At 67.5% G+C, this 26,646-nt stretch carries 26 protein-coding genes (1 of these 26 cut by a window edge); 11 read left to right on the plus strand and 15 right to left on the minus strand.

What is annotated here, in order from left to right; all coding sequences use genetic code 11:
- Nucleotides 1-43: 43 nt before the first annotated feature.
- Complete coding sequence (locus tag QFZ41_RS10810; protein ID WP_429198780.1) at nucleotides 44-1,171, minus strand: hypothetical protein; 1,128 nt, start codon at nucleotides 1,169-1,171, stop codon at nucleotides 44-46.
- A 190-nt stretch (nucleotides 1,172-1,361) separates the two neighbouring features.
- Between QFZ41_RS10810 and QFZ41_RS10815 the strand changes: the two genes are divergently transcribed.
- A complete protein-coding gene (locus QFZ41_RS10815) occupies nucleotides 1,362-2,648 on the plus strand; it encodes an acetyl-CoA C-acetyltransferase (protein ID WP_429198781.1) in 1,287 nt (428 codons plus the stop codon).
- Nucleotides 2,649-2,667: 19 nt separating this feature from the next.
- Nucleotides 2,668-3,216 (plus strand): energy transducer TonB, encoded by a 549-nt coding sequence (locus QFZ41_RS10820; protein WP_429198782.1) that lies wholly within the window; start codon nucleotides 2,668-2,670, stop codon nucleotides 3,214-3,216.
- A gap of 20 nt (nucleotides 3,217-3,236) precedes the next feature.
- Here the strand turns inward: QFZ41_RS10820 and QFZ41_RS10825 are convergent, their stop codons facing one another.
- From QFZ41_RS10825 to QFZ41_RS10845, 5 genes are all read right to left on the minus strand, one after another.
- Nucleotides 3,237-5,177: a phospholipase D-like domain-containing protein gene (locus QFZ41_RS10825; RefSeq protein ID WP_429198783.1), complete on the minus strand. Its 1,941-nt coding sequence runs from the start codon at nucleotides 5,175-5,177 to the stop codon at nucleotides 3,237-3,239.
- Between the two features lie 60 nt (nucleotides 5,178-5,237).
- Nucleotides 5,238-5,792, minus strand: a complete 555-nt coding sequence (locus QFZ41_RS10830) for a YceI family protein (RefSeq protein WP_429198784.1) — start codon at nucleotides 5,790-5,792, stop codon at nucleotides 5,238-5,240.
- 9 nt (nucleotides 5,793-5,801) lie between these two features.
- Entirely contained in the window at nucleotides 5,802-6,266 is a 465-nt protein-coding gene (locus QFZ41_RS10835; protein ID WP_429198785.1) for a SixA phosphatase family protein, read from the minus strand.
- 62 nt (nucleotides 6,267-6,328) lie between these two features.
- Complete coding sequence (locus QFZ41_RS10840; protein WP_429198786.1) at nucleotides 6,329-6,961, minus strand: AAA family ATPase; 633 nt, start codon at nucleotides 6,959-6,961, stop codon at nucleotides 6,329-6,331.
- Nucleotides 6,962-7,039: 78 nt separating this feature from the next.
- Nucleotides 7,040-7,237 carry an antitermination protein NusB gene (locus QFZ41_RS10845; RefSeq protein ID WP_429198787.1) on the minus strand — a complete coding sequence of 66 codons (198 nt, stop codon included), beginning with the start codon at nucleotides 7,235-7,237 and terminating at the stop codon, nucleotides 7,040-7,042.
- A 176-nt stretch (nucleotides 7,238-7,413) separates the two neighbouring features.
- Between QFZ41_RS10845 and QFZ41_RS10850 the strand changes: the two genes are divergently transcribed.
- Nucleotides 7,414-8,448, plus strand: a complete 1,035-nt coding sequence (locus QFZ41_RS10850; protein WP_429198788.1) for a hypothetical protein — start codon at nucleotides 7,414-7,416, stop codon at nucleotides 8,446-8,448.
- A gap of 230 nt (nucleotides 8,449-8,678) precedes the next feature.
- On the opposite strand, the gene speE is transcribed toward QFZ41_RS10850, so the two are convergent.
- Nucleotides 8,679-9,536, minus strand: a complete 858-nt coding sequence (gene speE, locus QFZ41_RS10855) for a polyamine aminopropyltransferase (RefSeq protein ID WP_429198789.1) — start codon at nucleotides 9,534-9,536, stop codon at nucleotides 8,679-8,681.
- 324 nt (nucleotides 9,537-9,860) lie between these two features.
- Between speE and speA the strand changes: the two genes are divergently transcribed.
- Both speA and QFZ41_RS10865 read left to right on the plus strand, forming a co-directional pair.
- On the plus strand, nucleotides 9,861-11,756 hold the full coding sequence (gene speA, locus QFZ41_RS10860; protein WP_429198790.1) for an arginine decarboxylase: 1,896 nt from the start codon (nucleotides 9,861-9,863) through the stop codon (nucleotides 11,754-11,756).
- Entirely contained in the window at nucleotides 11,753-12,613 is an 861-nt protein-coding gene (locus QFZ41_RS10865; protein WP_429198791.1) for an NAD(P)-dependent oxidoreductase, read from the plus strand. The genes speA and QFZ41_RS10865 overlap by 4 nt, the downstream gene beginning before the upstream one ends.
- A gap of 14 nt (nucleotides 12,614-12,627) precedes the next feature.
- On the opposite strand, the gene QFZ41_RS10870 is transcribed toward QFZ41_RS10865, so the two are convergent.
- From QFZ41_RS10870 to radC, 3 genes are all read right to left on the minus strand, one after another.
- The gene (locus QFZ41_RS10870; protein WP_429198792.1) at nucleotides 12,628-13,371 is read right to left on the minus strand and encodes an SPOR domain-containing protein; all 744 of its coding nucleotides are present in this window, start codon (nucleotides 13,369-13,371) and stop codon (nucleotides 12,628-12,630) included.
- Complete coding sequence (gene argS, locus QFZ41_RS10875; protein WP_429198793.1) at nucleotides 13,371-15,059, minus strand: arginine--tRNA ligase; 1,689 nt, start codon at nucleotides 15,057-15,059, stop codon at nucleotides 13,371-13,373. Before argS ends, QFZ41_RS10870 begins: the two co-directional genes overlap by 1 nt.
- Nucleotides 15,060-15,504: 445 nt before the next feature.
- Nucleotides 15,505-16,200: a RadC family protein gene (radC, locus tag QFZ41_RS10880; RefSeq protein ID WP_429200217.1), complete on the minus strand. Its 696-nt coding sequence runs from the start codon at nucleotides 16,198-16,200 to the stop codon at nucleotides 15,505-15,507.
- A 204-nt stretch (nucleotides 16,201-16,404) separates the two neighbouring features.
- On the opposite strand from radC, the gene coaBC reads away from it, so the two are divergent.
- The 3 genes from coaBC to QFZ41_RS10895 are packed head-to-tail and all read left to right on the plus strand — an operon-like array spanning nucleotide 16,405 to nucleotide 20,422.
- Nucleotides 16,405-17,616, plus strand: a complete 1,212-nt coding sequence (gene coaBC, locus QFZ41_RS10885; RefSeq protein ID WP_429198794.1) for a bifunctional phosphopantothenoylcysteine decarboxylase/phosphopantothenate--cysteine ligase CoaBC — start codon at nucleotides 16,405-16,407, stop codon at nucleotides 17,614-17,616.
- The gene (gene dut / locus QFZ41_RS10890; protein ID WP_429198795.1) at nucleotides 17,613-18,068 is read left to right on the plus strand and encodes a dUTP diphosphatase; all 456 of its coding nucleotides are present in this window, start codon (nucleotides 17,613-17,615) and stop codon (nucleotides 18,066-18,068) included. The genes coaBC and dut overlap by 4 nt, the downstream gene beginning before the upstream one ends.
- A 26-nt stretch (nucleotides 18,069-18,094) precedes the next feature.
- Nucleotides 18,095-20,422, plus strand: a complete 2,328-nt coding sequence (locus QFZ41_RS10895; RefSeq protein WP_429198796.1) for a phosphomannomutase/phosphoglucomutase — start codon at nucleotides 18,095-18,097, stop codon at nucleotides 20,420-20,422.
- A 21-nt stretch (nucleotides 20,423-20,443) separates the two neighbouring features.
- On the opposite strand, the gene QFZ41_RS10900 is transcribed toward QFZ41_RS10895, so the two are convergent.
- From QFZ41_RS10900 to QFZ41_RS10910, 3 genes are all read right to left on the minus strand, one after another.
- Nucleotides 20,444-21,100 carry a DUF4124 domain-containing protein gene (locus QFZ41_RS10900; RefSeq protein WP_429198797.1) on the minus strand — a complete coding sequence of 219 codons (657 nt, stop codon included), beginning with the start codon at nucleotides 21,098-21,100 and terminating at the stop codon, nucleotides 20,444-20,446.
- A 99-nt stretch (nucleotides 21,101-21,199) separates the two neighbouring features.
- Nucleotides 21,200-21,847, minus strand: coding sequence for an orotate phosphoribosyltransferase (gene pyrE, locus QFZ41_RS10905; RefSeq protein ID WP_429198798.1), 648 nt, complete (start codon nucleotides 21,845-21,847; stop codon nucleotides 21,200-21,202).
- A 10-nt stretch (nucleotides 21,848-21,857) separates the two neighbouring features.
- Complete coding sequence (locus QFZ41_RS10910) at nucleotides 21,858-22,358, minus strand: GNAT family N-acetyltransferase (protein WP_429198799.1); 501 nt, start codon at nucleotides 22,356-22,358, stop codon at nucleotides 21,858-21,860.
- A 45-nt stretch (nucleotides 22,359-22,403) separates the two neighbouring features.
- On the opposite strand from QFZ41_RS10910, the gene QFZ41_RS10915 reads away from it, so the two are divergent.
- The 3 genes from QFZ41_RS10915 to QFZ41_RS10925 all read left to right on the plus strand — a co-directional run bounded on the left by QFZ41_RS10915 (nucleotide 22,404) and on the right by QFZ41_RS10925 (nucleotide 24,888).
- Nucleotides 22,404-23,174: an exodeoxyribonuclease III gene (locus QFZ41_RS10915; protein ID WP_429198800.1), complete on the plus strand. Its 771-nt coding sequence runs from the start codon at nucleotides 22,404-22,406 to the stop codon at nucleotides 23,172-23,174.
- Nucleotides 23,171-24,475 (plus strand): AmpG family muropeptide MFS transporter, encoded by a 1,305-nt coding sequence (locus tag QFZ41_RS10920; protein WP_429198801.1) that lies wholly within the window; start codon nucleotides 23,171-23,173, stop codon nucleotides 24,473-24,475. Before QFZ41_RS10915 ends, QFZ41_RS10920 begins: the two co-directional genes overlap by 4 nt.
- Nucleotides 24,476-24,555: 80 nt before the next feature.
- The gene (locus tag QFZ41_RS10925) at nucleotides 24,556-24,888 is read left to right on the plus strand and encodes a hypothetical protein (RefSeq protein ID WP_429198802.1); all 333 of its coding nucleotides are present in this window, start codon (nucleotides 24,556-24,558) and stop codon (nucleotides 24,886-24,888) included.
- Between the two features lie 53 nt (nucleotides 24,889-24,941).
- Here QFZ41_RS10925 and QFZ41_RS10930 read toward each other — a convergent pair whose 3' ends face one another.
- Entirely contained in the window at nucleotides 24,942-26,060 is a 1,119-nt protein-coding gene (locus tag QFZ41_RS10930) for an anhydro-N-acetylmuramic acid kinase (RefSeq protein WP_429198803.1), read from the minus strand.
- A gap of 3 nt (nucleotides 26,061-26,063) precedes the next feature.
- On the minus strand, nucleotides 26,064-26,646 hold the 3' portion of the coding sequence (locus QFZ41_RS10935; protein ID WP_429198804.1) for an OapA family protein. The gene runs 875 nt beyond the window's last position; 583 of the gene's 1,458 nt are visible here — the last part of the coding sequence; the start codon falls outside the window, past its right edge; the stop codon is at nucleotides 26,064-26,066.

A 26,646-nucleotide genomic window follows, 5' to 3' on the forward strand; every position in this document is an offset into this window, starting at 1 on the left:
CACCCCGGCGCGCGTATATCGAATGATTCGGGAAAATCGGGTGTCAATGCAGGCTGGGTGCCGGTGCCGACAAGGCGCCATCCGCGTCGAGGAGCACGCGGCCGAGGGCGTGCACTTCGTGTTCCGTGTCGTAGCGCCCGGCCAGCGCGTCCAGCAACGGCGCCAATGCGTCGGGCGCCAGCGGGTAACCGTGCGCCAGCACCCGCGCCTTGCCCGGCGACGGCTGGGCCACGGTCAGCGCCGCCATGCCCAGGCCCGGCGCCTCGTGCGCGTAGATGGCGGGTGCCGGGAGGCCGGGATCGGCGTCGGCCACGGGCTCGACGAGGTAACCGGCGGTCTGCGCGGGCTGGCCTTCCAGGTGTAGCGGCACATGGTGCGCGGCTAGCAGCGCGGCGTACTGGCGCAGTTCGAACAGGGTGCCAGCGAACTCGTGGGAAGGGTTTTCCCGCTGGGCCCCGGCGCGGGCGAACCAGCCGGCCGGTCCCGGAATGCCGACCCGGCCTTCGGCGTAATGCAGTGGAAGGCCGCGCGAGCCCAGCGCGGTCTCTTCCTTATAAGGGGTGAGCAGGGCCGCCTCGAGCATCGTCCACAGGGGCGCGAGGTTCACGTGTTCGTACTGCACGCAGGTGAGCGCCAGCAGGTCGTCGCGGCTGAGGTAGCGGGCGTGCTCCAGGCGCATGCCCAGCGTGCGCATGAGAAAGTCGGCGGTGGCCGCGCCGGCTTCGCCTCGGCCGACCAGTTCCACTTCCATCCGCGAGGTGAGTTCCGCGGCCAGGTCTTCGGGGGCGAGCAGCATCCAGGGCACCAGGCGCATCGGGCCGCCGGCGTAACGGGTGTCGGGCACCAGCGGCTGGGCCGGCATATGGCCCTCGTGGGTGCCGAAGGCGACGACGCCACCGGCCGTGGTCACGCGGGGAATCCGCCGGGCCAGCTCTTCCAGCGTGGCGAATACGGGGAATCCCGGCCTGAGCAGTTCCACGCCGTCGAACAGGGCCCCGGCCAGGGCGAAGCGCGAGGCTTCGACGCCGGGTAGAAGGGCACGCAGGTCGTCGGCCACCAGGGTCGCCAGCGTCTGCGCCTCGTCCCGGGTCAGTTCCAGCCGGGCGGGTACGTCGCCCGCGGCCAGTTCCAGCGCCAGCACGGCGGGGCAGGCGATCAGTGACTCGCTCACGGCAGGTTTTTCCGAACGGCAAAGGAACGTAATTCTATCATCCGGTCACGTCGGGCTTTCGCCGGGCGGGGATGCGGGTTAGCCTTGCCGATACGCGTTCGTCGGCGATCGTCGGCGTCCGCGATCCCTTCGTCTTCGCATTTCGGCTTGCCCACGGGCATCCCCATCGGTCTGGATCGTTTCTCAAAGCATGGATAAGACGCAAAAGCGTGTGGGTGTGGTCGGCGGCGTCCGCATTCCCTTCTGCCGCAACAACACCGCCTATGCCGACGTCGGCAACTTCGGGATGTCGGTCAAGGTGCTCGGGTCCCTGGTGGAGAAGTTCGGCCTGCACGGCGTGGAACTGGGTGAGGTCGCGATGGGGGCGGTCATCCGTCACTCCTCGGACTGGAACCTGGCCCGCGAGGCCCTGCTGTCGTCCGGATTGGCGCCCACCACGCCGGGCATCACCACGGCGAGGGCCTGCGGCACCTCGCTCGACAACGCCATCCTGATCGCCAACAAGATCGCCACGGGCCAGATCGACGCGGGCATCGCCGGCGGCTCCGATACGACCAGCGACGTGCCCATCGTCTACGGCCAGAAGTTTCGCAAGCGGTTGCTGGCGCTGAACCGGGCGAAGACGCTCAAGGAAAAGCTCCAGGTCGCTACGCGCGGGTTCTCCCTGAAGGAACTCAAGCCGTCGTTTCCGGGCGTGGCCGAGCCGCGCACGGGCAAGTCGATGGGCGATCACTGCGAGCTCATGGCGAAGGAGTGGAAGATCGGCCGCGTCGAGCAGGACGAACTGGCCCTCGCCAGCCATAAGAAACTGGGCGCCGCCTACGAGGCGGGCTTCATGGACGACCTGGTGGTGCCGTTCCGCGGCCTGAAGCGCGACGGTTTCCTGCGCGCCGATTCCACGCTGGAGAAGCTCGCTTCGTTGAAGCCGGCTTTCGACAAGACCAGCGGGCAGGGCACGCTCACCGCAGGCAACTCCACGGGCTTGTCCGATGGCGCGGCCGCCGTGCTGCTGGCCAGTGACGAGTGGGCCGCCGCGCGCGGGCTTTCGATCCAGGCCTACCTCACGCATGCGCAGGTGTCGGCGGTGGATTTCGTCCACGGCGAGGGGCTGCTCATGGCGCCGACGGTGGCCGTGCCGCGCATGCTCAAGCAGGCGGGGCTCACCTTGCAGGATTTCGACTTCTACGAAATCCACGAAGCCTTCGCCGCCCAGGTGCTCTGCACGCTGCGAGCATGGGAGAGCGAGGAATATTGCCGGAGCCGGCTGGGCCTCGACGCCCCGCTGGGATCGATCGATCCGGCAAGACTCAATGTCAACGGCTCCAGTCTCGCCGCCGGCCACCCGTTCGCGGCGACCGGCGCGCGCATCGTCGCCACGCTGGCGAAGATGCTGGAGCAGAAGGGCTCGGGCCGCGGCCTGATTTCCATCTGCACGGCCGGTGGCATGGGCGTCACCGCGATCCTCGAACGTCCCTGATCCGCTTCGCGCAAGACTCATGCTCGCACTACGCACCAGTACATCACTCAGCGCCCTGGCCCTCGTCATGGGCGTCGCCGGCACCAGCTGGCTCACGGCGCTGACTTACGAACGCGCACCCATGACGCGCCGCCTGGCCGAGGTGACCCTGCCCACGGCCGCGCCCGCGCTGGTGTCGAAGACGGTCTCGCGCGTCGCGCCGTCGCCGCCCGTGGCGGAGGCGTCACCCCGCGTACGCAACGCGATGGCGCGAACGGCTGCGCCCCGCGTGGCCCCGGCGCCAACGGCGGCTCCCGTGGCGGAACCCCTCGTGCCGGTTTATATGCCGTCGCCGCGTTACCCGATCGCCGCGCTGCGTGCACGGCGCGAGGGCAAGGTGGTGTTGAGCGTCACGGTCACGCCCGACGGCGACGTCACCAGCGTCACCGTGGGCCGTTCCAGCGGTGACATCGAACTGGACCGCGCCGCCGAAGACGCCGTGCGCGGCTGGCGCTTCGCGGCCGCCGACCGGCCGTCACGCTATACGACGGACCTGCCGGTCAACTTCGAGCTGACCCGGACGTACTGAATCCGAGTGGGGACGGCGGTCTACAGAATGCCGGCCGCCGATGAACCGAAGGCCGTGATCATCCGCGTGTAGATCAACTTCAGCGAGACGTTCACTTCAGGGAAGTCGCCCACCGGCTCATAGCATTCGAAGAAGCGCGGGTCGCTCCAGCGCATGGGGATGCAGCCGGGCTTGAGTTCGTAGCTGGTGGCGTAGCGGAACGGCCACAGATCGAAGAACGGTAGCCGTTCGGAGACATCCCCGATGAACTCGTTGACCGCTGACAGCACCGGGATCGACTTCTGCCGTGGCGCGATCACCCAGGCATTGCCCGGCCGGGTGTCCTGCATGATCGAATCGCGCAGCCGGTCGGCGAAGCGCTTGTCGTAGACGATCACGCCGGACTCGGTGTTGTAGTGGTCCGAGCGCGGGTCGAAGTTATGCGTGCCGACCATGGCGAAGGTGTCGTCCACGACGATCGACTTCGCATGCAGGCCGAAGCGCACGCCCGCGGTCAGCAGGGGTGCCGGCCGGCTGCGGGCACCGCGCCCGGAACGGCTGCCGATGCCGAGGAAGCCGGCCGCTTCCGACGGTGGCCCCGAGCGGCTGGCCGATGCCCCCTGTTGCCTGCCGCGCTCGCGCCCGCCCTTGCCGGCGCCTTCTTCCGCCAGCGGCGGCGTGGCCACGTCGGTCGAGCGGCCTTCCAGTTCATCGATGTCGCTGTCCGCCGGATGCGGCTTCAGTTCGTAGATTTCGAAGCCGTAGTCGGTGAGGTAGCGCTTGCGATGCTTGTAGGACATCGCATACACGGCGAAGGCGTCCGTGGAGGCCAGGGAGTTCGTGGAGACCACGACGCGCGGTGGGTCCACCTGCTGGCGCAGGCCGCTGAACAGCTTTTGCGCGGGCTTGCTCATCACCAGGTAAGGCGTCTGCAGCACGATCTCGTTCTTCGCGTTGCGCAGCAGCCCCATGATGTGGCGCGTGAGCGCACGTACCTCGCGGCGCTTGGGCTCGTCGGTCTTGCCCGGCAGGTCCGAGAGGTATTCCACGCGATTCAGGCGCAGGGTGGGCCGCTGGAGGTGTTCCTCGATCCATGCCGGATCCCCCGCGTCGGCGACGATCCCGGCCACGCGGTCGGGGCGCTCGTACGTCGGCACATTCCAATGACGGGGATCGTCGGTATCGGCCAGGAGCTCGCGGTTGACGTCGCGCAGATGGGTCAGCTGCGCGGAACGTTTGTGCGCCCAGAACTGCTCGAAGCTGGCGCCCATCGCTTTCGCGGCGGGCCCGCCGACCATGACGTCGCGGTCGATGTAATCGAAGGTCTCGTCCCAGTCGAAGTAACGGTCCTCGTAGTTCCGGCCGCCCGTGATGCCGATGAGATCGTCGACCACCAGCAGCTTGTTGTGCATGCGCTGGTTGAACTTGTAGAAGCAGCACAGGATGCCCGCGGCGAACTCCAGGGGGGGTGTCCGGGCGCTATGGAAGGTCGGGTTGTAGAGGCGGATCTCCATGCGGTCGCTGGCGCGTGCCAGTGCCGCGAGCAGGCCCGGGTCGCGGAACGAGAACAGCTGGTCGGCCAGGATGCGCACGTGCACGCCGCGGCGCGCCGCCTTGACCAGTTCGTCGAGGACCAGCTTGCCTGCGTCGTCCTGCTCCCAGATGTAGGTCTGGACATCGATCGACTTTCGCGCCGAGCGGATCAGATTGATGCGGGCCGCCATGGCGCTTTCGCCATCTTCGAGAAGCGTGGCCACGTGCACGGGGCGCGCGGGCGTGGAAGCGGCGTTGGCTTCGAGGGCGGCATCGATCAGCGGCGAGGACGTGGCGCAATGGCTGGCGTCGGCCGGGTCGCAAGTGTCCTGGCGGTCGACGGTGAGGGTCACCACCGCGTCGGCTTTCTGGATGCGCACGCGCGACAGGGAGCAGCCGCTCGTGACGAGGACGGCGGCGAGGAGCAGGATCGTGGGAAGACGGCGCATGGCGCAGATCATAGGCGAGCGTCGACAACGCCACGTGAGCCGGCGCGCCGGCCCTCTTGCCTAAGGGGGCGCCAGTACGATGGCCATGCCCAGGTTCACGCGGTCCGACAGGGCGCCGCGCCGGCCGCGCATCTCGAAGTCGGTGCGGTCGATCATCCCCTGGAGTTGCAGCACGCAGCCAGCCAGCGCATCGGGCGGACAGCGGTTCGCCTGTAGCCGGAAGGTCACCGGCTGGGTCACGCCGCGCATCGTGAGCTTGCCTTGCACGTCGCCGCCCTCGCTCAGCAGTTGCAGGGCGGTGGGCTCAGACTCGAAATGGATGCGTGGATGGTGCTTCGCGTCGAAGAACTCCGGCGCAAGGACCCAGCGTCGCAAGCGGGCCGAGTCCATGCGGATGCTTTCGGTGTCGATATCGGCGTTGACGACGGCGGTCCGCGCCGCCCGGTCGATGACCAGGTCGCCGCGGATGCCGTCGAAACTGCCCGAGACGGTGCTCACCCAGAGCAGGCGTACGCTGAACTCAGCCCGGGAACGCGTCGGATCGATGCGCAAGTCGGCGGCGGACAAAGGCGCCGCCGACAGGAGCATGGCGATCGCCGGCAACAGGTGGCGCATTCGACGGACTCAGTTCGGTGGGGACCAGAATGTCTCGAGCTTGGCCTTGCCCGGTTCCAGGGAACCATCGAAGCGAAGGCGAGCCATGCCGGCGGGCGGCATGCCGCGGTAGTCCTCGGAGCGTCCTTCGACGAGGAAGGCGACGAGTTGTTCGATGCCGGGGTTGTGTCCGACCAGGACCACCCGCTCCGCATCCTTGTGCTGGTCGAGCAGATCGAACAGGTCGCCTGGGGTGGCGTCGTAGATGGCGGGTTCGTAGGAAGGCTCGACCTGGCCCAGGGCCAGTGCCGCGGTTTCCTTGGTGCGCTCGGAGGGGGAGCAGAGGATGCGATCGTAGGTGATGTGGTGCGATGACAGCCATTCGCCCGCCGCGCGGGCTTCGTGCTTGCCGTGTTCGGTGAGTCGTCGCTCGCGGTCGTCCTTGCCTTCGCCGGGTTCCGCTTCCGCGTGACGCAACAGGATGAGTTCTCGCATGGGTACCGTCCTCCGCTATACCACCGTCAGGTGGCGTGATCGATGACGCGGCCCCGGTCGGCTCAGGTGCTGCGCTTTATCCAGCGTAGCAGTTTCGCCCAGTCTTCCTGATGCCCGCGTACATTTTCCGAGTGGTAATCGAAGATGCCCTTACCGAGCGCCGTGAGCAATACGTACGCTTGCGAGTCACGAAGTTCCGCGACGACAGGAAAGGGCGCGCGTTCGCCCAACTCGGCGATGGCGGCCTGACTCGCGTTGGTCCACGGCTTCAGGCGGTTGCCTACGAGACCGACAGGCAATTTCCCACGCCTCACCCTGCTGATGCCTCGCAGCATCGTGAGGAAGTCGAGGGTCGCATCGAGGTCGAAATGGGACGGCAGCACGGGTACGACGATGACGTCCGCGCGTTCGAGATAAGGTTCGAGATCTTTTTCGCCGACGCCGGCCGGCGTATCGACGATGACGCGATCCACGTCGCCGGGCAGGCGGTCGAAGGCCTTGCGGCTGCCTTCGATGGCGGTCACGGCGGGTGCGTTCTCAGGGCGGCGGCCGACCCAGCGCAAGCTCGAGTGCTGACGGTCGGCATCGATGATGGCCGTCTGCTTTCCGGTTTGGGCCCAGTGCGTCGCGAGCTGGGTGACCAGCGTCGTCTTGCCGCAACCACCCTTGCTGCTTGCCACGAGCGTCGTAAGCATCCGCGAGCACCTGCCTTGGGAGGACTCCTAGCCTACACATCCCCGGCCGCCGGCGGTAGGAGCGCGGCCGGCGGCGCCTTAAAACATCTTGGCGCGGACCTTGGGCAGGATCACCAGGATCAGGGTCGCGAGGGGCCCGAGGAACAGGGAGAGCAGCCACCACACCAGGCCGCCGCGGTTCTTGCCCTGGGCCAGCCCGGCGTTGATCAGCGAGAGGGTGCCCCAGCCGACGAAGAAGCCAGCGCGTTCGCTGGCGAAGAGGGCGAATTGATCCATCTTAAACTCCTGTTCTGTCGCAGGATTGGGTCGTGCGGTCACGCCGGCCTGTGGTCGGCGTTCCCCCCGCGCGGTTGCCGATAGTAACAACCTTGCCGCGAATGGCATCGTTTGGGCGCAGCTTCCGTTCATGGTGGAGCCGTATGCTTGTCGTTTTATTTCACGGAGATGGGCCCATGCGGGGATGCCGCGTCCTGACCCTTGCCCTCGCGGGCCTGCTTTCCTTGCCCGTCATGGCGACCACGCCCTGGCCGGGCGCGACCAAGGGCCCCGCGAAGGGGCCGGTCGTGCAGAAAGACCAGACCAAGGCGCTGTTGCAGTTCCAGAAGGATCTCGCCAGCGTGCTCGCGCTGCGCACCGAGGCCGAGCCTCTCCTGGGTGCCGCGCTGTTGGCGCGCCCCCTGGAGAATCCACCCGAGGTGCTGAGCTACCACGCCCTGCTCGAGCGCGCGGCGCGCAACGCCGACGCCGGTCCGCAGGTCGCCTGGGCCCGCCTGGCCGATTGCGACGCGAAAGCCGGCACCTGCCCCAATGGCGACGCGCTGGCCGTGCTGGAGAAACAGGCTCCGGACAATGCCGCCGTGTGGATGCTCAAGCTGGGCATGGACGAACACTCGGGTGCCAGCGACACCGTGCGCGCCGACCTCACCCGTGCCGCCAACGCCAAGCTCTACGACGACTATCTCGGCGCCAGCCTCAAGGCGCTGGCCAACTCGGTGAGCCAGCTTCCTCCGCCGGCCGACACCTATAACCCGCTGCAGGGCGCGGGTGCCGCGGGCGTGCAGATGGTCATCGTCTTCGGGCTCGCCAGCGCGCAGCCCCTGCCGGGCTTCCAGGCGACGGCGAAGTACTGCGAAGACAACAAGTCGGACGCGGGCGTGGTCGGCGACTGCCTGAAGCTGGCCAAGGTGCTGGAGTGGGGCAGCAGCCCGTTGGGCCGCTCGCTCGGCCTGCACCTGCGCGAGACCCTTTCACCGGATGCGGCCGACCAGCAGGCGGCGAAGAACGCCCGTCTCAATCTCGTCTGGCAGATGCAGCGCTTTGCCCAGCTCAACCTGCAGGCGCAGGGCGACAAGGCCACGGCGCAGAAGCTGCTGGCGCTGGCGCGCAGCGGCGGCACGGAAATGAGCGTGATCCTGGCTTCACTGCGCGCCTACGGCATGCCGCCGGAAGCGCCCGCCGGCTGGGAGCCGGCCAAGGTCGAGAAATAAGAAGGCTCGAAGCCGGCTCCCGACCAGGGCACGGCAGCCGATACTTCTGTGGTGGGGCCGAATGCTGTGGTGGGACCGAGTGCCGTGGTGGGAAGCCGCTTAAGCGGCGATGGGTGCTTGCCGTAAGCTGGCCCGCTGCCGCGGGATCGCCGGCACAGCCGGCTCCCACCATTGGCTCGCACGGGCCGGCAACATGAGCCGGCAAAGCCGGCTCCCACCGCCCGGAGGCTTTACTCGCCCAGTGCCTCGCGCATGAATTCCGGCTGGGCCAGGGCGCCCTTGTGGATGTCGGCGTTGTAGTACTTCGTGGCGAAGTTCTTGCTGATGGCGCCGCGCTCGCGGAAACCCGACAGATCGCCGTCCTTGCGCGCCATGGTGCAGCTCCACCAGCCGGTGGGATAGCACGGCTGCGGGAACGGCAGGGTGCGCACGGCCTTGAAGCCCGAGGTGCGCATGGCCGAACGCATGGCCTTGATCAGCTCGATGTGGGCCAGCGGCGATTCCGACTGCTGCACCAGGATGCCGCCGTGGCGCAGGGCCTTGTAGCAGCTGGTGTAGAAGGCGGCGTTGAACAGGCCTTCCGCCGGACCGACCGGGTCGGTGGAGTCCACGATGATGAGGTCGATCGATTCCGGATCGGCCTCGGCCATGTACTTGATGCCATCGATGAACAGGAGTTCGGCGCGCGGATCGTTGTTGGCGTCGCACAGTTCCGGGAAGTACTGCTCGGCGAGGCGGGTGACGCGCTCGTCGATCTCGACCTGGGTGGCGGTCTCGACTTCCTCGTGCTTGAGCACTTCGCGCAACGTGCCGCAGTCGCCGCCGCCGATGATCACCACGCGCTTGGCGCGGGCGTGGGTGAACAGCGCCGGGTGGGTCATCATCTCGTGGTAGAGGAAATTGTCGCGACCGGTGAGCATGACGCAGCCGTCGATCACCATGAGGTTGCCCCAATCGGTGGTCTGGTAGATCTCGATCGTCTGGAACGGGGTCTTCTCGGCGTGCAACAGGCGCTCGACGCGGAAACCGATGGAGGATCCCGAAGCCTGGTGGGCCTCGGTAAACCAGCTGAGCTGCTGCTGCGACATGACGCTTTCCTGGAAACGGGTAGGGGGACCAAACCCCGGATTGTACCGGCTCCGGGCCGGAATGCGGCCAAGTCACCGCCCTGCATGATGTGTAGGCGAAGACCGGCGCAGAGGTCGGCCGATACCCGGATGTCACGAGCCGCCGCTACAATAGGCGGCCTGCCGCACCCCGCACCGGGCCGCGCGCAGCAAGAAAGTCTGGTCGGCCCCGCGGCGTGCGAGGCTCCCGGCCGCCAGGCCCGCTTCAGGTCAAGGTTCGCCGCTGCGACTGTTCCGCGCCCCCTGCCGGGGACACGACACAATCACTTGGAGATCGTCACACCCATGACGAACTGGACCACCGATCGCGCGAAGCTGACCTATGCGATCCCCCACTGGAGCAACGGCTACGTCGACGTAGGCGACGACGGCCATCTGCTGATGCGCCCCCGCGGCGATGAGGGCCCCGCCCTCGACCTGCCCGCCATCGTCGACAAGGCGACCGCCGAAGGCCTGCGCCTGCCCTTGCTCGTGCGTTTTCCCGACATCCTGGCCGACCGGCTGGCCCGCTTGCAGCAGGCCTTCGCCAAGGCCATCGACGACGCCGGCTACGCCGGTTCCTACACCGCCATCTACCCGATCAAAGTGAACCAGCAGCGCGGCGTGGTCAGTGAACTGGTCGCCGCCGGTGAGCAGGGCTTTGGTCTGGAAGCGGGTTCCAAGCCGGAGTTGATGGCGGTGCTCGCCCACGCGCGGCCGGGCAGCATGGTGGTCTGCAACGGCTACAAGGACCGCGAATACGTCCGCCTCGCCCTCATCGGCCTCAAGCTCGGCCTGCGCGTGCACATCGTCATCGAGAAGCTGTCCGAGCTCGACCACGTTTTCGCCGAAGCCAGGGCGCTGGATGTCGAGCCACTGCTCGGCGTGCGCGTGCGCCTGTCGTCGATCGGCGCCGGCAAGTGGCAGAACACCGGCGGCGACAAGGGCAAGTTCGGCCTCAGTCCCGGCCAAGTGCTCGAGCTGATCGAGCGCCTGGACGCGGCGGGGCTCAAGCACACCCTGAAACTGCAGCATTTCCACATGGGTTCGCAGATTTCGAATGTCCGCGACATCGCCGCGGGCATGCGCGAGGCCGTGCGCTATTTCGTGGAGTTGCATCGGCTCGGCGTGCCGCTGGAAATCGTCGACGTCGGCGGTGGCCTGGGCGTGGACTACGAGGGCACGCGTTCGCGCAGCTACAACTCGATCAACTACAGCCTGGAACAGTACGCCGCGAGCATCGTCCAGCCGCTGGCCGAGGCCGTGGCCGAGCACGGCATGAAAGCCCCCGTGATCTTCACCGAGTCCGGCCGCGCCATGACCGCGCACCACGCGGTCATGGTGGTAAATGTCAGCGAAGTGGAGTCGCTTCCGCAGGGGGCCATCCCCGCCGCGCGCAAGGGCGAACCGATGGTGCTTCGTCACCTGCGCGAGACCCACGCCGAACTGGATCATCGCCCGCCGCTTGAGCTTTTCCACGAAGCGCAGCACCACTTCGCCGAGGGCCAGACCCTCTACGCGCTCGGCCAACTCGACCTGAGCGACCGCGCGCGGCTCGACGAACTGTTCTACGCCATCGCCAACGCGGTACGGCCGCGCCTGCTTCCGGCCGAGCGCGCCCATCGGCAGGCCCTGGACGACCTGGACGAGAAGCTGGTCGATAAGTACTTCGTGAATTTCTCCGTCTTCGAATCGGTGCCGGACATCTGGGCGATCGACCAGATCTTCCCCATTGTGCCGATCTCCCGTCTGGACGAGGAACCGACGCGGCGTGGCGTCATCGCCGATCTCACCTGCGATTCCGACGGCCGTATCGATCACTACGTGGACGCGGAGGGCGTGGACGTGAGCCTGCCGCTGCACGCGCTGAAAGACGATGAGTCCTATCGCCTGGGCATCTTCATGGTGGGTGCTTACCAGGAGACCCTGGGCGACATCCACAACCTGTTCGGCGATACCGACGCGGTGAACGTCCGAGCCACGAAGGACGGTTACGAATTCGCGCACATCCGTCATGGCGATACGACCGACCTCATGCTCGACTACGTGGGATATGACGTGAAAGCCCTGCGCCAGACCTACGCCGACCGTCTGCGCGATGCCGGCATCGTGGGTGCGGAAGCGGAAACGCTCGCCGCGACCCTGGACAAGGGGCTGACCGGCTACACCTATCTGGCGGAAACCGCGGGAGCGGCACGATGACCCTCAAGGCGGCTTTCATCGGACTCGGCGCCATGGGCGCGCCCATGGCCGCTCATCTCCATGCGAAGGGCCTGCTCGCGGCGGTCGGCAATCGCAGCCAGGCGAAAGCCGACGCACTGGCGGCGGAACTCGGCGTGCAAGCGCCGGGCCTGGCTGGCATCGCCGAATCGTGCGACGTGATCGCGTTGTGCGTCAGCGCGGATGCCGATGTCATCGGGGTGATCGAGTCGCTGGCGCCGTCGCTGAAGAAAGGCAGCATCGTCGTCGACCATTCGACGGTGGCGCCGGCCACGGCCACGAAGGCCGCACGCATACTCACCGAAGTGGGCGCCGATTTCCTCGACGCCCCCGTCTCGGGTGGTGTCGAAGGCGCGAAGAACGGCAAGCTGTCGGTGATGGTCGGCGGCGACGCCGCCGTGCTGGAGCGCGCCCGGCCCGTTCTCGAAGCCTATGGCCTGCGCATCACGCATATGGGTCCGGTGGGCAGCGGGCAGGCGACGAAGGCGGTGAACCAGGTGCTCGTCGCGGGTATCGCCCACGCCGTGACGGAAGGGCTGGCCCTGGGCGAAGCCCTGGGCCTGGAAGCGGACCGGCTGATTCCGACGCTCGCCGCGGGCGCCGCCGGAAACTGGTTCCTCGACAAGCGTGGCGCGACGATGTTGCGCAACGAGTTCTCGGTCGGCTTCAAGCTGGCCTTGCTGCACAAGGACCTCGGCATCGTCCGCGGCATCGCCAGCGAGGCTGGCACCGACCGCACGATCATCGAGCAGTCACTGGCCGACTTCGGCGAACTGATGGCCCAGGGCTACGGTGACGACGACATCTCGGCGTTGATCAGGCTGAAGCGCCCGGCGTAAGCGGGCGCGTCGACTCAGCCGCCTTCCTTCAATGCGATGGCGCTGATGCCTGCCGATTGCAGGCGCTGCTTCGTGCCTTCCAGTTCGGTCGCCGACTTGAACGGCCCGAGACGCACCCTGTTGTAGGTCTGAGCGCCGACCTTCACCGACTGCACGTTGGCGACGAAGCCTTGCAGGGCGAGTTTCGCTTTCAAGGCCTCGGCGTCGGCGGCACTCGGGAACGCACCGACCTGCAGGAGATAACCGGCACTGCCTGACGCGGCAGCGGGTGCTTGCTGCGCCGGCACGGCGGTGACCGTCTGCGTCGTCGCCTTGGGCAGGTTCGCCGCCGCGGCGCTGGCTTGCGCCTGCTGCTGGGCAGCGGCCGCTTGCTGCTGTGCCGCCGCGGCCTGCTGCTGCGCGGCCTGCTGTTGCTGTTTCTGCTGCGCCTCGGCGCTGGCCTGCGCACGGATCTCCGCGTCGGGGATACGCACTTCCTTCTCGGACAGCACCGAATAGAAGTCGTACGACGGCTTCTTCGGTTTCTCGGGCTCGGCCTGGTCGACCACGCCAGGGTCGCTGCCCTTCTGCGCCGTGGCCTGCGGGTTCGGCGCGGGGCCGTTCTGCTGGCGCATCATCGGCATCCAGGTGCCGCGCATCGCGAAAGCCATGAGCAGCGCACCGGCCAGGATGCCGATCAGCGCCCAACTCCAACCCGGCATGCCGCTCGAACCATTGCGGACGGCCTGGCGGCCTTTGCCCTTCTTGCGTGTTGCCATTACATGCTCTCCGGGGCGGAAATGCCCAGCAGATCCAGACCGTTCCTGAGCACCTGCTGCGTGGCGGCCACCAGGGCGAGGCGGGCATCGCGCAGGTCGGCGTCGTCGACGATCCACTTGTGCTCGTGATAGTAGCTGTGAAGCTCGCCCGCGAGCTCACGCAGGTATTGCGCGATCAGGTGCGGTTCCAGATTGGCCGCGGCGGCTTCGACCATTTCGGGGTAGCGCGAAAGTTGAACCATCAGCGCCGACTCGTGCTCTGTCGCGAGCAGGTCGAGCTTCGCCAGGCCGTTGCCACGGTCGGTGGACAAGCCCCTGTCGGCCAGTTCGCGGAACACGCGGCAGGCGCGCGCGTGGGCGTACTGGATGTAGTACACCGGGTTGTCGTTGCTCTGCGAACGGGCAAGGTCGATGTCGAACACCAGCTGCGAATCGGCCTTGCGCGCGATGAGGAAGTAGCGCGTGGCATCGCGTCCGGCTTCGTCGATCAGGTCACGCAAGGTGACGTACGAGCCCGCGCGCTTGGAGATCTTCACTTCCTCGCCACCGCGCATGACGGTGACCATCTGGTGAAGCACGTACTCGGGCCAGTTCTTCGGAATACCGGTGTCCAGCGCCTGCAGGCCGGCCTTCACGCGGGCCAGCGAGCCATGGTGGTCGGAGCCGAGTTCGGTGATCGCGCGCTCGTAGCCGCGCTGCCACTTGGTGCGGTGGTAGGCCACGTCCGGCAGGAAATAGGTGTAGGTGCCGTCGGACTTGCGCATGACGCGGTCCTTGTCGTCACCGAAATCCGTGGAGCGCAGCCAGAGCGCGCCGCCTTCCTCATAGGTGTGGCCGTGGGCGACCAGCTCCCGCACGGTTTCCTCGACCTTGCCCTCGGTGTAGAGCGACGATTCCAGGTAATAGACGTCGAAGCCGACGCCGAAGGCCTTCAGGTCGAGATCCTGTTCGTGGCGCAGGTAGGCCACGGCGAAACGGCGCACGTCGTCCAGGTTGTCGGCATCGCCACTGGCGGTGACGGTTTCGCCATCGGCCTCGACCGATTCCCCCGCGAGGAAGGCCCGCGCGACCTCGGCGATGTAGTCGCCGCGATAGCCGGATTCGGGCCAGCCCGGCTCGTCGGGCGCGATGCCCTTGGCGCGGGCCTGCGTCGAGAGCGCCAGGTTGGCGATCTGTACGCCGGCGTCGTTGTAGTAGAACTCGCGGAACACTTTCCAGCCCGCCGCGTCGAGCAAACGGGCGAGGCTGTCGCCGATGGCCGCCGCGCGGCCGTGGCCGACGTGCAGGGGGCCGGTCGGATTGGCCGAAACGAACTCGACGCCCGCCGTGCGACCGGCACCGTCGCGATTGCGGCCGTAGCGGTCGCCTTCGCCCAGGGCGCGGACGATTTCCGCGTGGAAGGCGGCCGGGGCCAGGAAGAAATTGATGAAACCGGGGCCGGCGATCTCGACCTTGCCCACCCAGGGAGAGGCCGGCATGGCTTCGACCAGGTCGGCGGCGATATCGCGTGGCTTACGCCCGGCGGTCTTGGCCATCATCATCGCGGCGTTGGTCGCGAAGTCGCCATGCTCGCGGCTGCGGGTCCGCTCGATGACGAAGACGGGCGCGACGAAGTCGGACGGCAGCTTGCCGGACTCCCGCAGCGCCCCGATGGCCTGCAGGACGAGTTGTTTGAGCTCTTGTTTCACGGGATACGCGGCGCGGATATGGAACCGGCAATCCTATCAGAAGGGGCGCGCCGGCCGGTCGTGACCGGTTCCGCGCTATCCACAGCCTGTGGATAACTCTGTGGGCAATAAGACCGTTTTTGGAAGCGCGAGGCGGGTGCGGGTGGGTGACACCGGTTCGTAATATATAATGGTCTAATAATTCAATGGGTTGGACCATTGACCTCTGCCCTGACAGCAGCTGTGACGGCCAAGTGAGGAATTCGCCCAATGTGCATAAGTCGAAATTTGCAAGCCCGTCATCGACGTTGAAGCACCACGTCACGGACCTGTCATGGCTCACCGTCACAATTCATTTCGTGCCCGGTGTCTCCCCGGCCCAAGGCACGGCGGGTTACCCACCCCTCCCTCGAAAGGTGACCCAGAACGGCGCGAGCGGCACTCGCGCCGTTTTTTTTGTTCTTGATCACAGCATGCCGCGTTCGGCCATGGAGACGGGTTCGCCCTGGCCGATGATCATGTGGTCCAGCACGCGGATTTCCATCAGGCCGAGGGCGTCCACCAGGGTGCGGGTGATATCGCGGTCGGCGCGGCTGGGCTCGGCGACGCCCGAGGGATGGTTATGGGCCAGGATGACGGCGCTGGCATGGTGCCGCAGGCAGGCGCGGACCACCTCGCGTGGATAGACGCTGGCGCCGTCGATGGTGCCGCGGAACAGCTGCTCGTAGGCGAGGACGCGGTGCCGGGTGTCGAGAAAGAGGCAGGCGAACACCTCATACGGCAGGTGGCAGAGCCTGGCCCGGAGGTATTGGGCGCTGTCACGCGGGCTTTCGAGCCGAGGGAGGTCGACGAGCCCCTCGCCCAGCGCCCGCCTCGCGAGTTCCAGCGTCGCCATGAGGCGTGCCCGTTTTACCGGCCCGACGCCGGCCACGGGTGACACGTGGCCGGGATCGGCGAGCAGCTTGCCGAGGCTGCCGGCCGATGAGAGCAGGGCGCGGCCGGTGGCCACGGCGTCACAGCCCGCGCTTCCGTTACCGAGCAGCACCGCGAGCAGTTCGGCGTCCGACAGGGCGGCGGCGCCATGGGAGAGCAGACGTTCCCGCGGGCGGTCGTGGGAGGCCCACTGGCGGATGGGCTGGGGGCGATGGGCCGCAGGCGTCATCGACGCATCGCGGACGGCGGAGGAACGGTCGGGCCCGCGCTTCATCGGCTTACCTTCATGTCATGCCGGCGGAGTCGCGGCGCGACGCCCAACATAGGGTTGCGATGGGGTACATGGCGATAGAACGATTCTGAAAAATCCCGCGCCGGTGATATGACGGAAATCCGCTAAGCTAACGAGCCTTCCGAACAGCGTCGTTTCGCCATGACTCTTCGCCAGCGTCGCATCCTGATTGGCGTTACCGGGGGTATCGCCGCCTATAAGGTCTGCGAGCTCGTGCGCCGCCTGCGCGACCTCGACGCCGAGGTGCGCGTGGTGATGACCGAGGGCGCCACGCACTTCGTCACGCCCACCACTTTCCAGGCGCTATCCGGACAACCCGTGCGGGTGAGCCTGTGGGACGAGCAGGGCGAGGCCGCCATGGGCCACATCGAACTGGCCCGCTGGGCCGAGCGCGTGCTGATCGCGCCGGCGAGCGCCGACACCCTGGCGCGGCTCGCGCACGGTTTCGCCGACGACCTCCTTTCCACCGTGGTGCTCGCGACGGCGGCGCCGGTCTACGTCGCGCCCGCGATGAACCAGCAGATGTGGGCCAACCTGGCCGTGCAGGCGAACGTCGGCACGCTGCGCGTGCGCGGCGTGGGCGTGCTCGGGCCAGCGGACGGCGATCAGGCCTGCGGAGACATCGGCTCGGGACGCATGCTGGAACCGCACGAGTTGCGCGACATCCTGGTGGCCTCGTTCGGCGAGCAGCCGCTGCGCGGGCGCACGGTGGTGGTCAGCGCGGGGCCGACCTACGAGGACATCGACCCCGTGCGCTTTATCGGCAACCGAAGCTCCGGCCGCATGGGCTTCGCCGTGGCCGCCGCCGCGCGCGACGCCGGCGCCGAGGTCACCCTGGTGGCGGGACCCGTCTCGCTGCCCACGCCACACGGAGTGCGCCGCGTCGACGTACGCAGCGCCCGGCAGATGCACGAGGCGGTGCTCGCGGAAGCGGCCGGCGCGGACATCTACATCGGCGCGGCCGCGGTCGGCGACTACCGGCCGCTCGAAACGGCGGTCCACAAATTGAAGAAGGCTGACGGTGCGCCGTTGCGCCTCGAACTCACCGAAAACCCCGACATCATCGCGACGCTGGCCGCCCAGACGAAGCATCCGTTCCTGGTCGGGTTCGCGGCGGAAACCAGCGAACTCGCGGCGTACGCCCAGGACAAGCTTCGCCGCAAGGGTATCGACATGATCGCGGCCAACGACGTGGGCGGCGGCAAGGGCTTCGAAGTGGCGGACAACGCCTTGCATGTCTACTGGCGCGATGGCGACGACACCCTGCCCGAGATGCCCAAGACCGAACTGGCCCGCCGCCTGGTCGCGCGCATCGCGGAACGCTTCCTCTCCGGCTCCGGAAACACGCCTTGATCGACATCGAACTGAAGATCCTCGACGCCCGCCTCGGCGACTCGATTCCCCTGCCCGAACCCGCCACGCCCGGCAGCGCCGGCATGGACCTGCGCGCGGCGGTTGAGGCACCGGTCACCCTGGCGCCGGGCGAAAGCCTGCTGGTGCCGACCGGCATGGCCATTCACATCGGCGATCCGGCGTGGTGTGCTCTGATCGTTCCGCGCTCGGGCCTGGGACACAAGCAGGGCCTGGTCATGGGCAACCTGGTGGGCGTCATCGACGCCGACTACCAGGGGCCGCTGATGATTTCCTGCTGGAACCGCGGCATCGCGACGCTTACCATCGCGCCAGGCGACCGGATCGCGCAATTGCTGCTGGTACCGGTGGGGCGGGCGCGCTTGCGCGTCGTCGACGGATTCACCCCCTCGCAGCGGGGCGAGGGAGGATTCGGTTCCACCGGCATCGGCTGATCGGCCGAGACGACATAAGGGGCACCATGGCTCGGAAAGAGGGAGGGGCGGGGCATGGGCTCCGGATCGATCTGCGGCGTCTGTTGCCCCTGGTGGGCGCGACGGTGCTGCTGGTCGCCGGCGCGTTCTCCGCGTGGCAGGCCTGGTTGATCGCCGACGAAGGCGACGCGGCCGAACGGACGCGCGCGGCGCAACGGCAAACGGTCAAGGCGCTGGACGACCTGATCGGCAACAAACGCCAGCAGGTGCAACGGGTACTGGCCGAAAGCGGCCTGGCGAGTGCGCCAGACGACCATGCGGCCGTGGCGGAACGGCTGCGCACGCAGTTGAAGGGCGTGCACGCGGTCGAGGTCTACAGCGGCGGCCTCGATGAAGTCGTGCGGGCCAACTACCGGGAATTCGGCTATGCGAAGGCGGCCCAGCTGATGGCCGCGCTCGGAGCGAGCGAAACGCCGCCCGCTTCGACCTCGCTGCACGGCAACGAGCGCCGGCTGACGATGGTCGAGCCCGTGGCCGCCGATGGCGGCGTGCGCGCGTGGATCTGGCTGGAATACCCCTTCGACGACGTCGCCGCGCGGTTCGAGGCGTCTTCGCCGGGAGCGGGGCGCATCGAACTGCGTCAGGGCGACGGCCACGACAGCTTGTCGCTGCTCTCGCACGGCTCGCGTTCCGCGGAACTCGAATCCGAAGGCCAGCGCGTGGCGGGCACCTCGCTCTACGTCTTCGCCGCGATGCCTCGCGCGTTCATCGTCATTCCTCATTCGGAGGCGTTGGCCGCGGTGCTGGCCCTGGTCGGCTTCGGCGGCGGCGTGTTCCTTCTCTGGGCCCTGCGCCGGCGACCGGTCGTCGAGATGGAAGCCGAGCCGGAAGCGCCCGTGCTCGTGGCCGACGTGGTGCGCAAGCCACGCCTGCCACCGGCGCCGTCGGCCACGGCGGCATTGCCGCCTCCGGCGGCGAAAGCCACCGAGGAAGTGGAGGCTTCCATCTTCCGTGCCTACGACATTCGTGGTGTCGCGGGCGGCACGCTGACCCCCGGGGTGGCCCACCGTATCGGCCAGGCGATCGGCGCCGTGATGCTCGAGCGCGACCTGCGCGAGATCGTGATCGGGCGTGACGGCAGGCTCTCCGGGCCGGAACTCGCCGGTGCCTTGTCGGATGGCCTGCGCGCGGCGGGGGTCGACGTGATCGACCTGGGCATGGTGCCCACGCCGCTGGTCTATTTCGGCGCCTACCATTTCGGTACGGGCTGTGGCGTCTCCGTGACCGGTAGCCACAATCCGCCCGATCACAATGGCTTCAAGATCGTGATCGGCGGCGAGACGCTCGCCGAGGACGCCATCGCCGATCTGCATCGGCGCATCGTCGAGAACCGGCTGCCTTCCGACGGTGTCGGTACCTGGCGCGAGCAGCCCGTGTTGGACGCCTACGTGTCGCGTATCGTCGGTGACGTCGCCGCCGAGCGCCGCCTCAAGGTCGTGGTCGACGCGGGCAACGGTGTCGCCGGGCTGGTGGCGCCGCGGGTCCTTGAGGACATCGGCTGCGAAGTGATCCCCCTGTACTGCGATGTCGACGGGCGCTTCCCGAACCACCATCCCGATCCGTCCGACCCGCGCAACCTGGGCGACCTGATCGCCGCGGTGCATACCGTGGGTGCCGATCTCGGCGTCGCTTTCGATGGTGACGGCGACCGGTTGGGCGTGGTGACCCAGGCCGGCGAGATCATTTACCCCGACCGCCTTCTCATGTTGTTCGCCCAGGACGTGTTGGCGCGCAACCCCGGCGCCACGGTGATCTACGACGTGAAATGCACCGGGCACCTGCGCCCCGTGATCCAGGAGGCCGCAGGCGTTCCGCTGATGTGGCGCACCGGCCATTCGTTGATCAAAGCCAAGATGCGCGAGACCGGCGCGGCCCTGGCCGGTGAGATGAGCGGCCACTTCTTCTTCGCCGACAACAATCGGTGGTACGGCTTCGACGACGGCATCTACGCGGCGGCACGCCTGCTCGAGATCGTCGCCGGCGACCTCGAAGAACGCAGCGTCGCCGAACTCTTCGACACCCTGCCCAAGAGCGTGTCCACGCCGGAACTGAAGTTGCCGATGGAAGAGGGCGCGCCCGCCCGTTTCATGGAGGCGTTCCGGGCCTCGGCGACCTTCGACGACGCGCGCGTGACGACGATCGACGGTATCCGCGTCGACTGGCCCGATGGCTGGGGGCTGGTGCGCGCGTCCAACACGACGCCCGTGCTGGTGTTCCGTTTCGATGCCGACAGCGGCAAGGCCCTCGAGCGCGTCAAGCAGGCCTTTCGCCAGCGTCTGCTGGCGGTGGACCGGAGCCTCGCCCTGCCATTCTGACAGGGCGGCCCCGGGACGTCGTCAGCGGCCGCCGCTGGCGGCGTCGGCGGCCTTGAGTTCCCGGTAATGACGAAGCTGGGCTTCCATGTTCGTCTTCGCGGCGTCCTTGGCCGCCTGCTGGCGCTGCAGCGTCGCCCGGAGGGAGGCGACGGTATTGCGCTGTTCCGCGATGCGATCGCTCAGGTACTTCGGCACGGGTTGCTTGGCGCGCTCCAGGTCGCCGGCGCGATTGAGCAGTTCCGCCAGCGCTTTCTCCTGGCCCTGCAGGTTCAGCCGGGTGGTACGCGCGGCCTGCTCGAAGTTGTCGACCTCGGCATTCTTCGCCGAGGCGAACGCGGCTTCATTCGGGTACGCGTTCAGCATCTGGGCGTCTTCACGCTGGCGCTGTTGCCGCGCTTGCTCGGCGGCGGCCTGCGCGTCCGCGACCTTGCGGGCGGCGGCGCGTTCGTCCGCCGTGAGCTGGCGGTCGACGTGGCGCACGACCATGCCCTGGCTGTTCACCACGTCGTAACCGGCCTTCATCGCGTCGGACGTGAGGCTGTCGCTGAAATACGACTGCCCGGAGGCATCCTTCCAGCGATAGCGGTAGGCGTTGTTGTTGGTGGTGTTCTTCTGGGCGAACGCGGCCGTGCCGATGCACAGTGCCGCTCCCGCCAGGATGTAACGCGCTGCTCGCATGGGTTCCCCTCCTGTCGGCGGAGTATAGCCATCGGGCGGCCACAGGTTGTGCGAGCCCGGCAAGTAAGCCGGGCCGCGTGACGCAATCGCTGTTTTACGTCACGCCTTCACGCCGTACAGCTCCCGGTAGGCGAGGAGACGGCCATGTTCGGCCGCCAGTTCCGGACGCTCGCCGGCGTAGGTGAGGACGTCGGCCAGGGTGGCGATGGCGATGACGGGAATGCCGAACTGCGCGGCGACCTCCTGGGCGGCGGAGCGCTCGCCCTGGCCGCGCTCCTGGCGGTCGAGCGCGATGAGCACCCCGGCCGGTTCGGCGCCTTGCGCGCGGATCAGTTCCAGCGACTCGCGAACCGCCGTGCCGGCGGTCATCACGTCGTCCACGATCAGCACGCGGCCACGCAGCGGCGCGCCGACCAGCGTGCCGCCCTCGCCATGATCCTTGGCTTCCTTGCGGTTGTAGGCCCAGGGCACGTCGCGGTCCTGCGTGTCGGCCAGCGCGATCGCGGTGGCGGCCGCCAGGGCGATGCCCTTGTAGGCGGGACCGAAGAGCATGTCGAACGGCACGCCCGAACGCACCGCGGCCGCGGCATAGGCGCGGCCCAGGCGGGCCAGCGCGGCACCGCTGTCGATCCGGCCCATGTTGAAGAAATAGGGGCTGCTGCGACCGGATTTCAGCGTGAAGTCGCCGAAGCGAAGCACCTCGCGGGCAAGGGTGAGTTCAATGAATTCGCGCTGGTAGTCGTGCACGGGCAGTCTCTCAATCGATCGATGGGCCGAGCGGATACCACAACACGTATTGCGGGCCCGCGGGGCCGCCATGGTACAACCCGCCGCTGTCGCGATAGCCGGCGCGCTGGTAAGCGCGCACCGCCACCTCGTTGCGCACGTTCACCGTGAGCAGGATGCGTTCGCGGTCGGGGTGGCGCCCGGCGACGTAGGCATGGATCGCCTCCAGTGCCGCGCGGCCCAGTCCTTGTCCCTGCCGGGAGGCATCGATGATGAGGCTGCGCAGGGCGACCGCGCCTTCGGCCAGCGGATGGTCCGCCAGCTTCGACGCCCGGCGGTCGATCCGCACGTAGCCGACGACGGCGTCGCCATGGACCAGCGCCAGCGCCTCGCTGCCCGGGCACACGGCCACGTCGGCGAGGGAGTCGCGGGTGTAGCCGACGAAGGGCCGCTGCTCGGGGTGCACGTCGAGCGCCAGCACGGCGGCGCGCAGCGTTTCATCGACGGGAAGGACGCGAATGGCGGGATTCATACGAGGTTATGATGCACGAATTGCCCCACGCCCGATCAAGGTCCCATGCGCATTATTTCGCTGAACGCCAACGGTATCCGCTCCGCCGCCACCAAAGGTGTCTTCGAGTGGCTACGCAAACAGGATGCCGACGTCGTCTGCCTGCAGGAAACCAAGGCGCAGGAATCACAGCTGATCGACCCGATGTTCCGTCCGGACGGACACCATTGCTTCTATCACGACGCGCGCAGCAAGAAGGGTTATAGCGGCGTGGCTATCTACTCCCGGCGTGAACCGGACGAAGTGCGCGTTTCGTTGGGCAGGGAAGACTTCGATTGCGAGGGACGCTACATCGAGGCCCGCTACGGCAACCTCAGCGTGGTCTCCTTCTACATCCCTTCCGGTTCGTCGGGTGACGAACGCCAGCAGTACAAGTTCCGGATCATGGAGTGGCTGACGCCGATCCTGCGCGAGTGGGCCGCCAGCGGCCGCGATTACGTGCTGTGTGGCGACTGGAACATCGTGCACACGAAGAACGACATCAAGAACTGGACCTCGAACCAGAAGAACTCCGGCTGCCTGCCCGAGGAGCGGGCGTGGCTCGACCTGCTGTTCAAGGAGATCGGCTGGGTGGACAGCTTCCGCGCCATCAAGCCCGACGCGGTGGAGTACACATGGTGGTCCAACCGCGGCCAGGCCCGCGCGAACAACGTGGGTTGGCGGATCGATTACCAGATCGTCACGCCGGGCCTGCGCGACCGCTTGCGCGATTGCTCGATCTACCGTGACGAACGCTTTTCCGACCATGCGCCCTACATCGTGGACTACGCCGAGTGAGTGAAACGGCAGGGACCGGAGCGGCTCGCTACAAGGGGTTGCGTGGCATAGCCGCCGCGTTCGCCCAGCCGGGGGCCGTGACCATGCTGTTCTTCGGTCTGGCGTCCGGGCTGCCGTTCCTGCTGGTCGGTAATACGCTGTCGGCGTGGCTGAAGGAATCGGGCGTGAATTACGGTGCCATCGGCATCGCCAGCTACGTCACCTTCGCCTATAACTTCAAGTTCCTGTGGGCGCCACTGGTGGACAAGTTCCGCCTGCCGCTGTTCGGGCGCCTGGGCTTGCGCCGTGGCTGGCTGATGTTCGCCTTGTTGCTGCTCGCGGCGGGCCTGCTCGGGATGGCGGCGATGCCGCCGGACGTTTCGCTTCCGCGCTTCATGGTGGTGACGGGCGTTGCCGCGCTGGCGGGCGCCACGATCGACATCGTCGTGGATGCCTACCGCGTGGAGATCGCGCCACAGGAGGCGCAGGGGGCCCTGGCGGCCACGTATACCCTCGGTTATCGCTTCGGCCTGATCGCAGGCGGTGCCGGTATCTTGCTCATGGCGGATGCGTTCGGCTGGCAAGTCGGCTATGTCGTCATCTGTGCCCTGCTGGTCGTTCCTTTCATCGCTGTCCTGGTCGCGCGCGAACCGGAGCACCGCGTGCGTGAGCGGGTGCCGCTGAGGGCGGCCGTGCAGGAAGGCTTCATCGGACCGTTACGCGATTTCCTTTCCCGTTACGGCCTCGGCCTGGCACTGGGATTGTTGCTTTTCGTCGCACTGTTCCGCCTTCCCGACCAGATGCTCGGGGTGATGGCGTATCCGTTCTATCAAGACGCGGGTTTCAGCAAGACGCAGATCGCGGAGGTATCGAAGATCTACGGCGTGATCGTGGGCATCGCCGGCGCCTTGCTGGGCGGCTGGGCGGTGACGCGCTTCGAGATGCGCCGGCTGTTGGCCGTCTCCGCGATCGGCGTGGCGCTTTCGAACATGCTCTACCTGATCATGGCGGCCAACCCGGGTCAGACATGGGCTTTCGTGGCGACCCTTTCGGGAGACAACTTCGCGCAAGGTTTTGCGGGCCCGGTGTTGGTCGCCTTCATGTCGGGACTGGTCAACCGCAGTTTCACGGCCACGCAGTACGCCCTCCTGAGCGCGCTGGCCAACCTCCCGGGCAAGCTGATCGGCGGGCTATCCGGCTTCCTCGTGACAGACTGGGGATATGCGTCCCTGTTCGTGGTGAGCACGGTGTCCATCGTTCCGACCCTGCTCGTCCTCGCCCTCTTGTGGCGTCGCATGCCGCGCCCTGGCGGGGCGAAATAAGCCGGACGACCTATCTTCGCATGCGGGCAAAACTGTGTAATATCGCCGCCACAGGGGGCATGCGCGAGGAGGTGACGCACGTGCCGGATATCGTTGTAAGGCACATCGACGAGCAGATGGCCGAGCGTATAAAAACGCTCGCGCGCGAACGACGCTGGTCGATCAATGAAGTGATCCTGCACGCGTTGCGCTATGGGCTCGGCTTGAGTCCGGGTGACGTGTTCAACGAGCTATTGCTCGAACCCGGCGATATCGCGCACCTGACCGGCGCGTGGGACGCGGAAGAGCAGGCGGCGTTCCAGGAAGCGCTCTCCGCACTGGCGCAAGCCTCGCCCTCGACCCTGGTGGGAGCCGACCCTGTCGGCGATCCCGCGGCGGCGGGCCAGGTTACGGCAAGCTCCCATCGCCGCTGAAGCGGCTCCCACAGAAGCAGCCTCTCCCTGGCGGCCCCCGCCAGAAACGCTGGTCAGGGCGCAGCGTAAAGCGCCCCCAGCAGGCGCGGCCCCTTGGCCCCCGTCACCGCCGGCAGGTTCCCCGGCTCACCACACACGCGCCGATACGCCAGCCACGCGAACGCCATGGCTTCCATGACGTCGGGATCGATCCCGAAGACGGAACTCGCCTGCAAGGGCCGGCCTTCCAGCCGCGCATCGATAGCCCGCATCAGCGCGGCGTTATGCACGCCACCGCCACAGGCCACCACGTCGACCGCATCGGCGGCATGACGCTGGATCGCTTCCGCCACCGACACCGCGCTGAGCGCGAGCAGCGTGGCCTGCACGTCTTCCGGTGACAGCTCGGCGACGCGCGGGTGCGCATCGAGCCAGGCCAGGTGGAAGTGCTCGCGCCCGGTGCTCTTGGGTGGCGGCAGGGCGAAATAGGCGTCGTCGAGAAGTTCGGCGAGCAGCGGCTCGTCGACCTGTCCCGACGCGGCGAACAGGCCACCGCGGTCGAAGGCTTCTCCGCGATGTCGCAAGCACCATGCGTCCATCAGGCCGTTGGCCGGACCGGTATCGAAACCGGTCACGTCGCCTCCCGCCGTCAGCCGGGTGACATTGGCGATGCCACCGAGGTTCAGCACCACGCGTGCACCGCGTTCAGGGCGCAACACGGTCGCATGGAAGGCCGGCACCAGTGGCGCGCCCTGGCCACCTGCGGCCACGTCCGCGCGACGGAAATCGGCGACGGTATCGATGCCCGTACGTTCGGCGATCACGGATGGGTCGCCGATCTGCAAGGTAAAGGGAAAGTCGCCGCCGGGGCGGTGGCGGATCGTCTGCCCGTGCGAACCGATCGCGCGTACGTCGCGCGCTGAAACACCCGACGCGCCGATAACGGCCTGGGCGGCTTCAGCGAAGGCATGGCCCACGGCGACATCCAGTTGCCCGTAGGCGTCGAGGTCGAGGCGAAGTTCGTCCTGCGCCACGGCAAGGATGCGTGTGCGCAGGGCGTCGTTCCACGGGTGGGTCAATCCGGCGAGAAGGCTGGGGCGGCCGTTGGTGAAGCGAACCAGCGCGGCGTCGATGCCGTCCGCGCTGGTGCCCGAGATGAGCCCGAGGTAGAGCCCATCCATGGTGGATGCCATGGATCAGTCCGCGCTGTGCTTGTCGGCGGCGTCGTTGCGCGCGAGCTTTACGTTGCTGTCCACCTGGTTGAGGCGGGCGAGCTGCGGACCGACCACTTCCTTCTTGAACTTCGCCAACTGTGCCGCCGGCAGCGGCTCGGGCTTCGGCAGCGTGACTGTCTGCGGATCGCGCTGCATGTTGTTGACGCGGAATTCGTAATGCAGGTGCGGCCCGGTGGCGAGACCGGTCATGCCGACGTAGCCGATGGTGCTGCCCTGGCTCACGCGTTGGCCGACACGCAGGTTGGCGAAGCGCGACATATGGCCGTAGGCGGTGCTGATCGTGGCGTTGTGCTGGATGACCACGAAGTTGCCGTAGCCATTCATCCAGCCGCGGAATTTCACCACGCCATCGCCCGCCGCGTGGATGGGCGTGCCCGACGGTGCCGCGTAATCGACGCCCTTGTGAGCGCGCATCTTGCCGAGGATCGGGTGCATGCGGCCGGCGCTGAACTGCGAGGAGATGCGGGTGAAGTCGACGGGGATGCGCAGGAACGAACCGGTGAGCGGACGGCCTTCCTCGCTGAAGTAGCTGACCTTGCCGTCG

The organism is Luteibacter sp. W1I16 (assembly GCF_050434905.1).
Classification (GTDB): domain Bacteria; phylum Pseudomonadota; class Gammaproteobacteria; order Xanthomonadales; family Rhodanobacteraceae; genus Luteibacter.

What these genes read in the sequence shown, in the direction of transcription:
- QFZ41_RS10850 (WP_429198788.1), top strand. Translation starts at nt 7,414, where the DNA reads ATGCGGGGATGCCGCGTCCTGACCCTTGCCCTCGCGGGCCTGCTTTCC.
- QFZ41_RS10915 (WP_429198800.1), top strand. Translation starts at nt 22,404, where the DNA reads ATGCGCATTATTTCGCTGAACGCCAACGGTATCCGCTCCGCCGCCACC.
- speA (WP_429198790.1), top strand. Translation starts at nt 9,861, where the DNA reads ATGACGAACTGGACCACCGATCGCGCGAAGCTGACCTATGCGATCCCC.
- speE (WP_429198789.1), bottom strand. Translation starts at nt 9,536, where the DNA reads ATGTCGCAGCAGCAGCTCAGCTGGTTTACCGAGGCCCACCAGGCTTCG.
- QFZ41_RS10845 (WP_429198787.1), bottom strand. Translation starts at nt 7,237, where the DNA reads ATGGATCAATTCGCCCTCTTCGCCAGCGAACGCGCTGGCTTCTTCGTC.
- QFZ41_RS10865 (WP_429198791.1), top strand. Translation starts at nt 11,753, where the DNA reads ATGACCCTCAAGGCGGCTTTCATCGGACTCGGCGCCATGGGCGCGCCC.
- radC (WP_429200217.1), bottom strand. Translation starts at nt 16,200, where the DNA reads ATGACGCCTGCGGCCCATCGCCCCCAGCCCATCCGCCAGTGGGCCTCC.
- QFZ41_RS10900 (WP_429198797.1), bottom strand. Translation starts at nt 21,100, where the DNA reads ATGCGAGCAGCGCGTTACATCCTGGCGGGAGCGGCACTGTGCATCGGC.
- QFZ41_RS10820 (WP_429198782.1), top strand. Translation starts at nt 2,668, where the DNA reads ATGCTCGCACTACGCACCAGTACATCACTCAGCGCCCTGGCCCTCGTC.
- QFZ41_RS10835 (WP_429198785.1), bottom strand. Translation starts at nt 6,266, where the DNA reads ATGCGAGAACTCATCCTGTTGCGTCACGCGGAAGCGGAACCCGGCGAA.
- QFZ41_RS10930 (WP_429198803.1), bottom strand. Translation starts at nt 26,060, where the DNA reads ATGGCATCCACCATGGATGGGCTCTACCTCGGGCTCATCTCGGGCACC.
- QFZ41_RS10895 (WP_429198796.1), top strand. Translation starts at nt 18,095, where the DNA reads ATGGCTCGGAAAGAGGGAGGGGCGGGGCATGGGCTCCGGATCGATCTG.
- QFZ41_RS10825 (WP_429198783.1), bottom strand. Translation starts at nt 5,177, where the DNA reads ATGCGCCGTCTTCCCACGATCCTGCTCCTCGCCGCCGTCCTCGTCACG.
- QFZ41_RS10830 (WP_429198784.1), bottom strand. Translation starts at nt 5,792, where the DNA reads ATGCGCCACCTGTTGCCGGCGATCGCCATGCTCCTGTCGGCGGCGCCT.
- QFZ41_RS10815 (WP_429198781.1), top strand. Translation starts at nt 1,362, where the DNA reads ATGGATAAGACGCAAAAGCGTGTGGGTGTGGTCGGCGGCGTCCGCATT.
- QFZ41_RS10840 (WP_429198786.1), bottom strand. Translation starts at nt 6,961, where the DNA reads ATGCTTACGACGCTCGTGGCAAGCAGCAAGGGTGGTTGCGGCAAGACG.
- QFZ41_RS10910 (WP_429198799.1), bottom strand. Translation starts at nt 22,358, where the DNA reads ATGAATCCCGCCATTCGCGTCCTTCCCGTCGATGAAACGCTGCGCGCC.
- coaBC (WP_429198794.1), top strand. Translation starts at nt 16,405, where the DNA reads ATGACTCTTCGCCAGCGTCGCATCCTGATTGGCGTTACCGGGGGTATC.
- QFZ41_RS10870 (WP_429198792.1), bottom strand. Translation starts at nt 13,371, where the DNA reads ATGGCAACACGCAAGAAGGGCAAAGGCCGCCAGGCCGTCCGCAATGGT.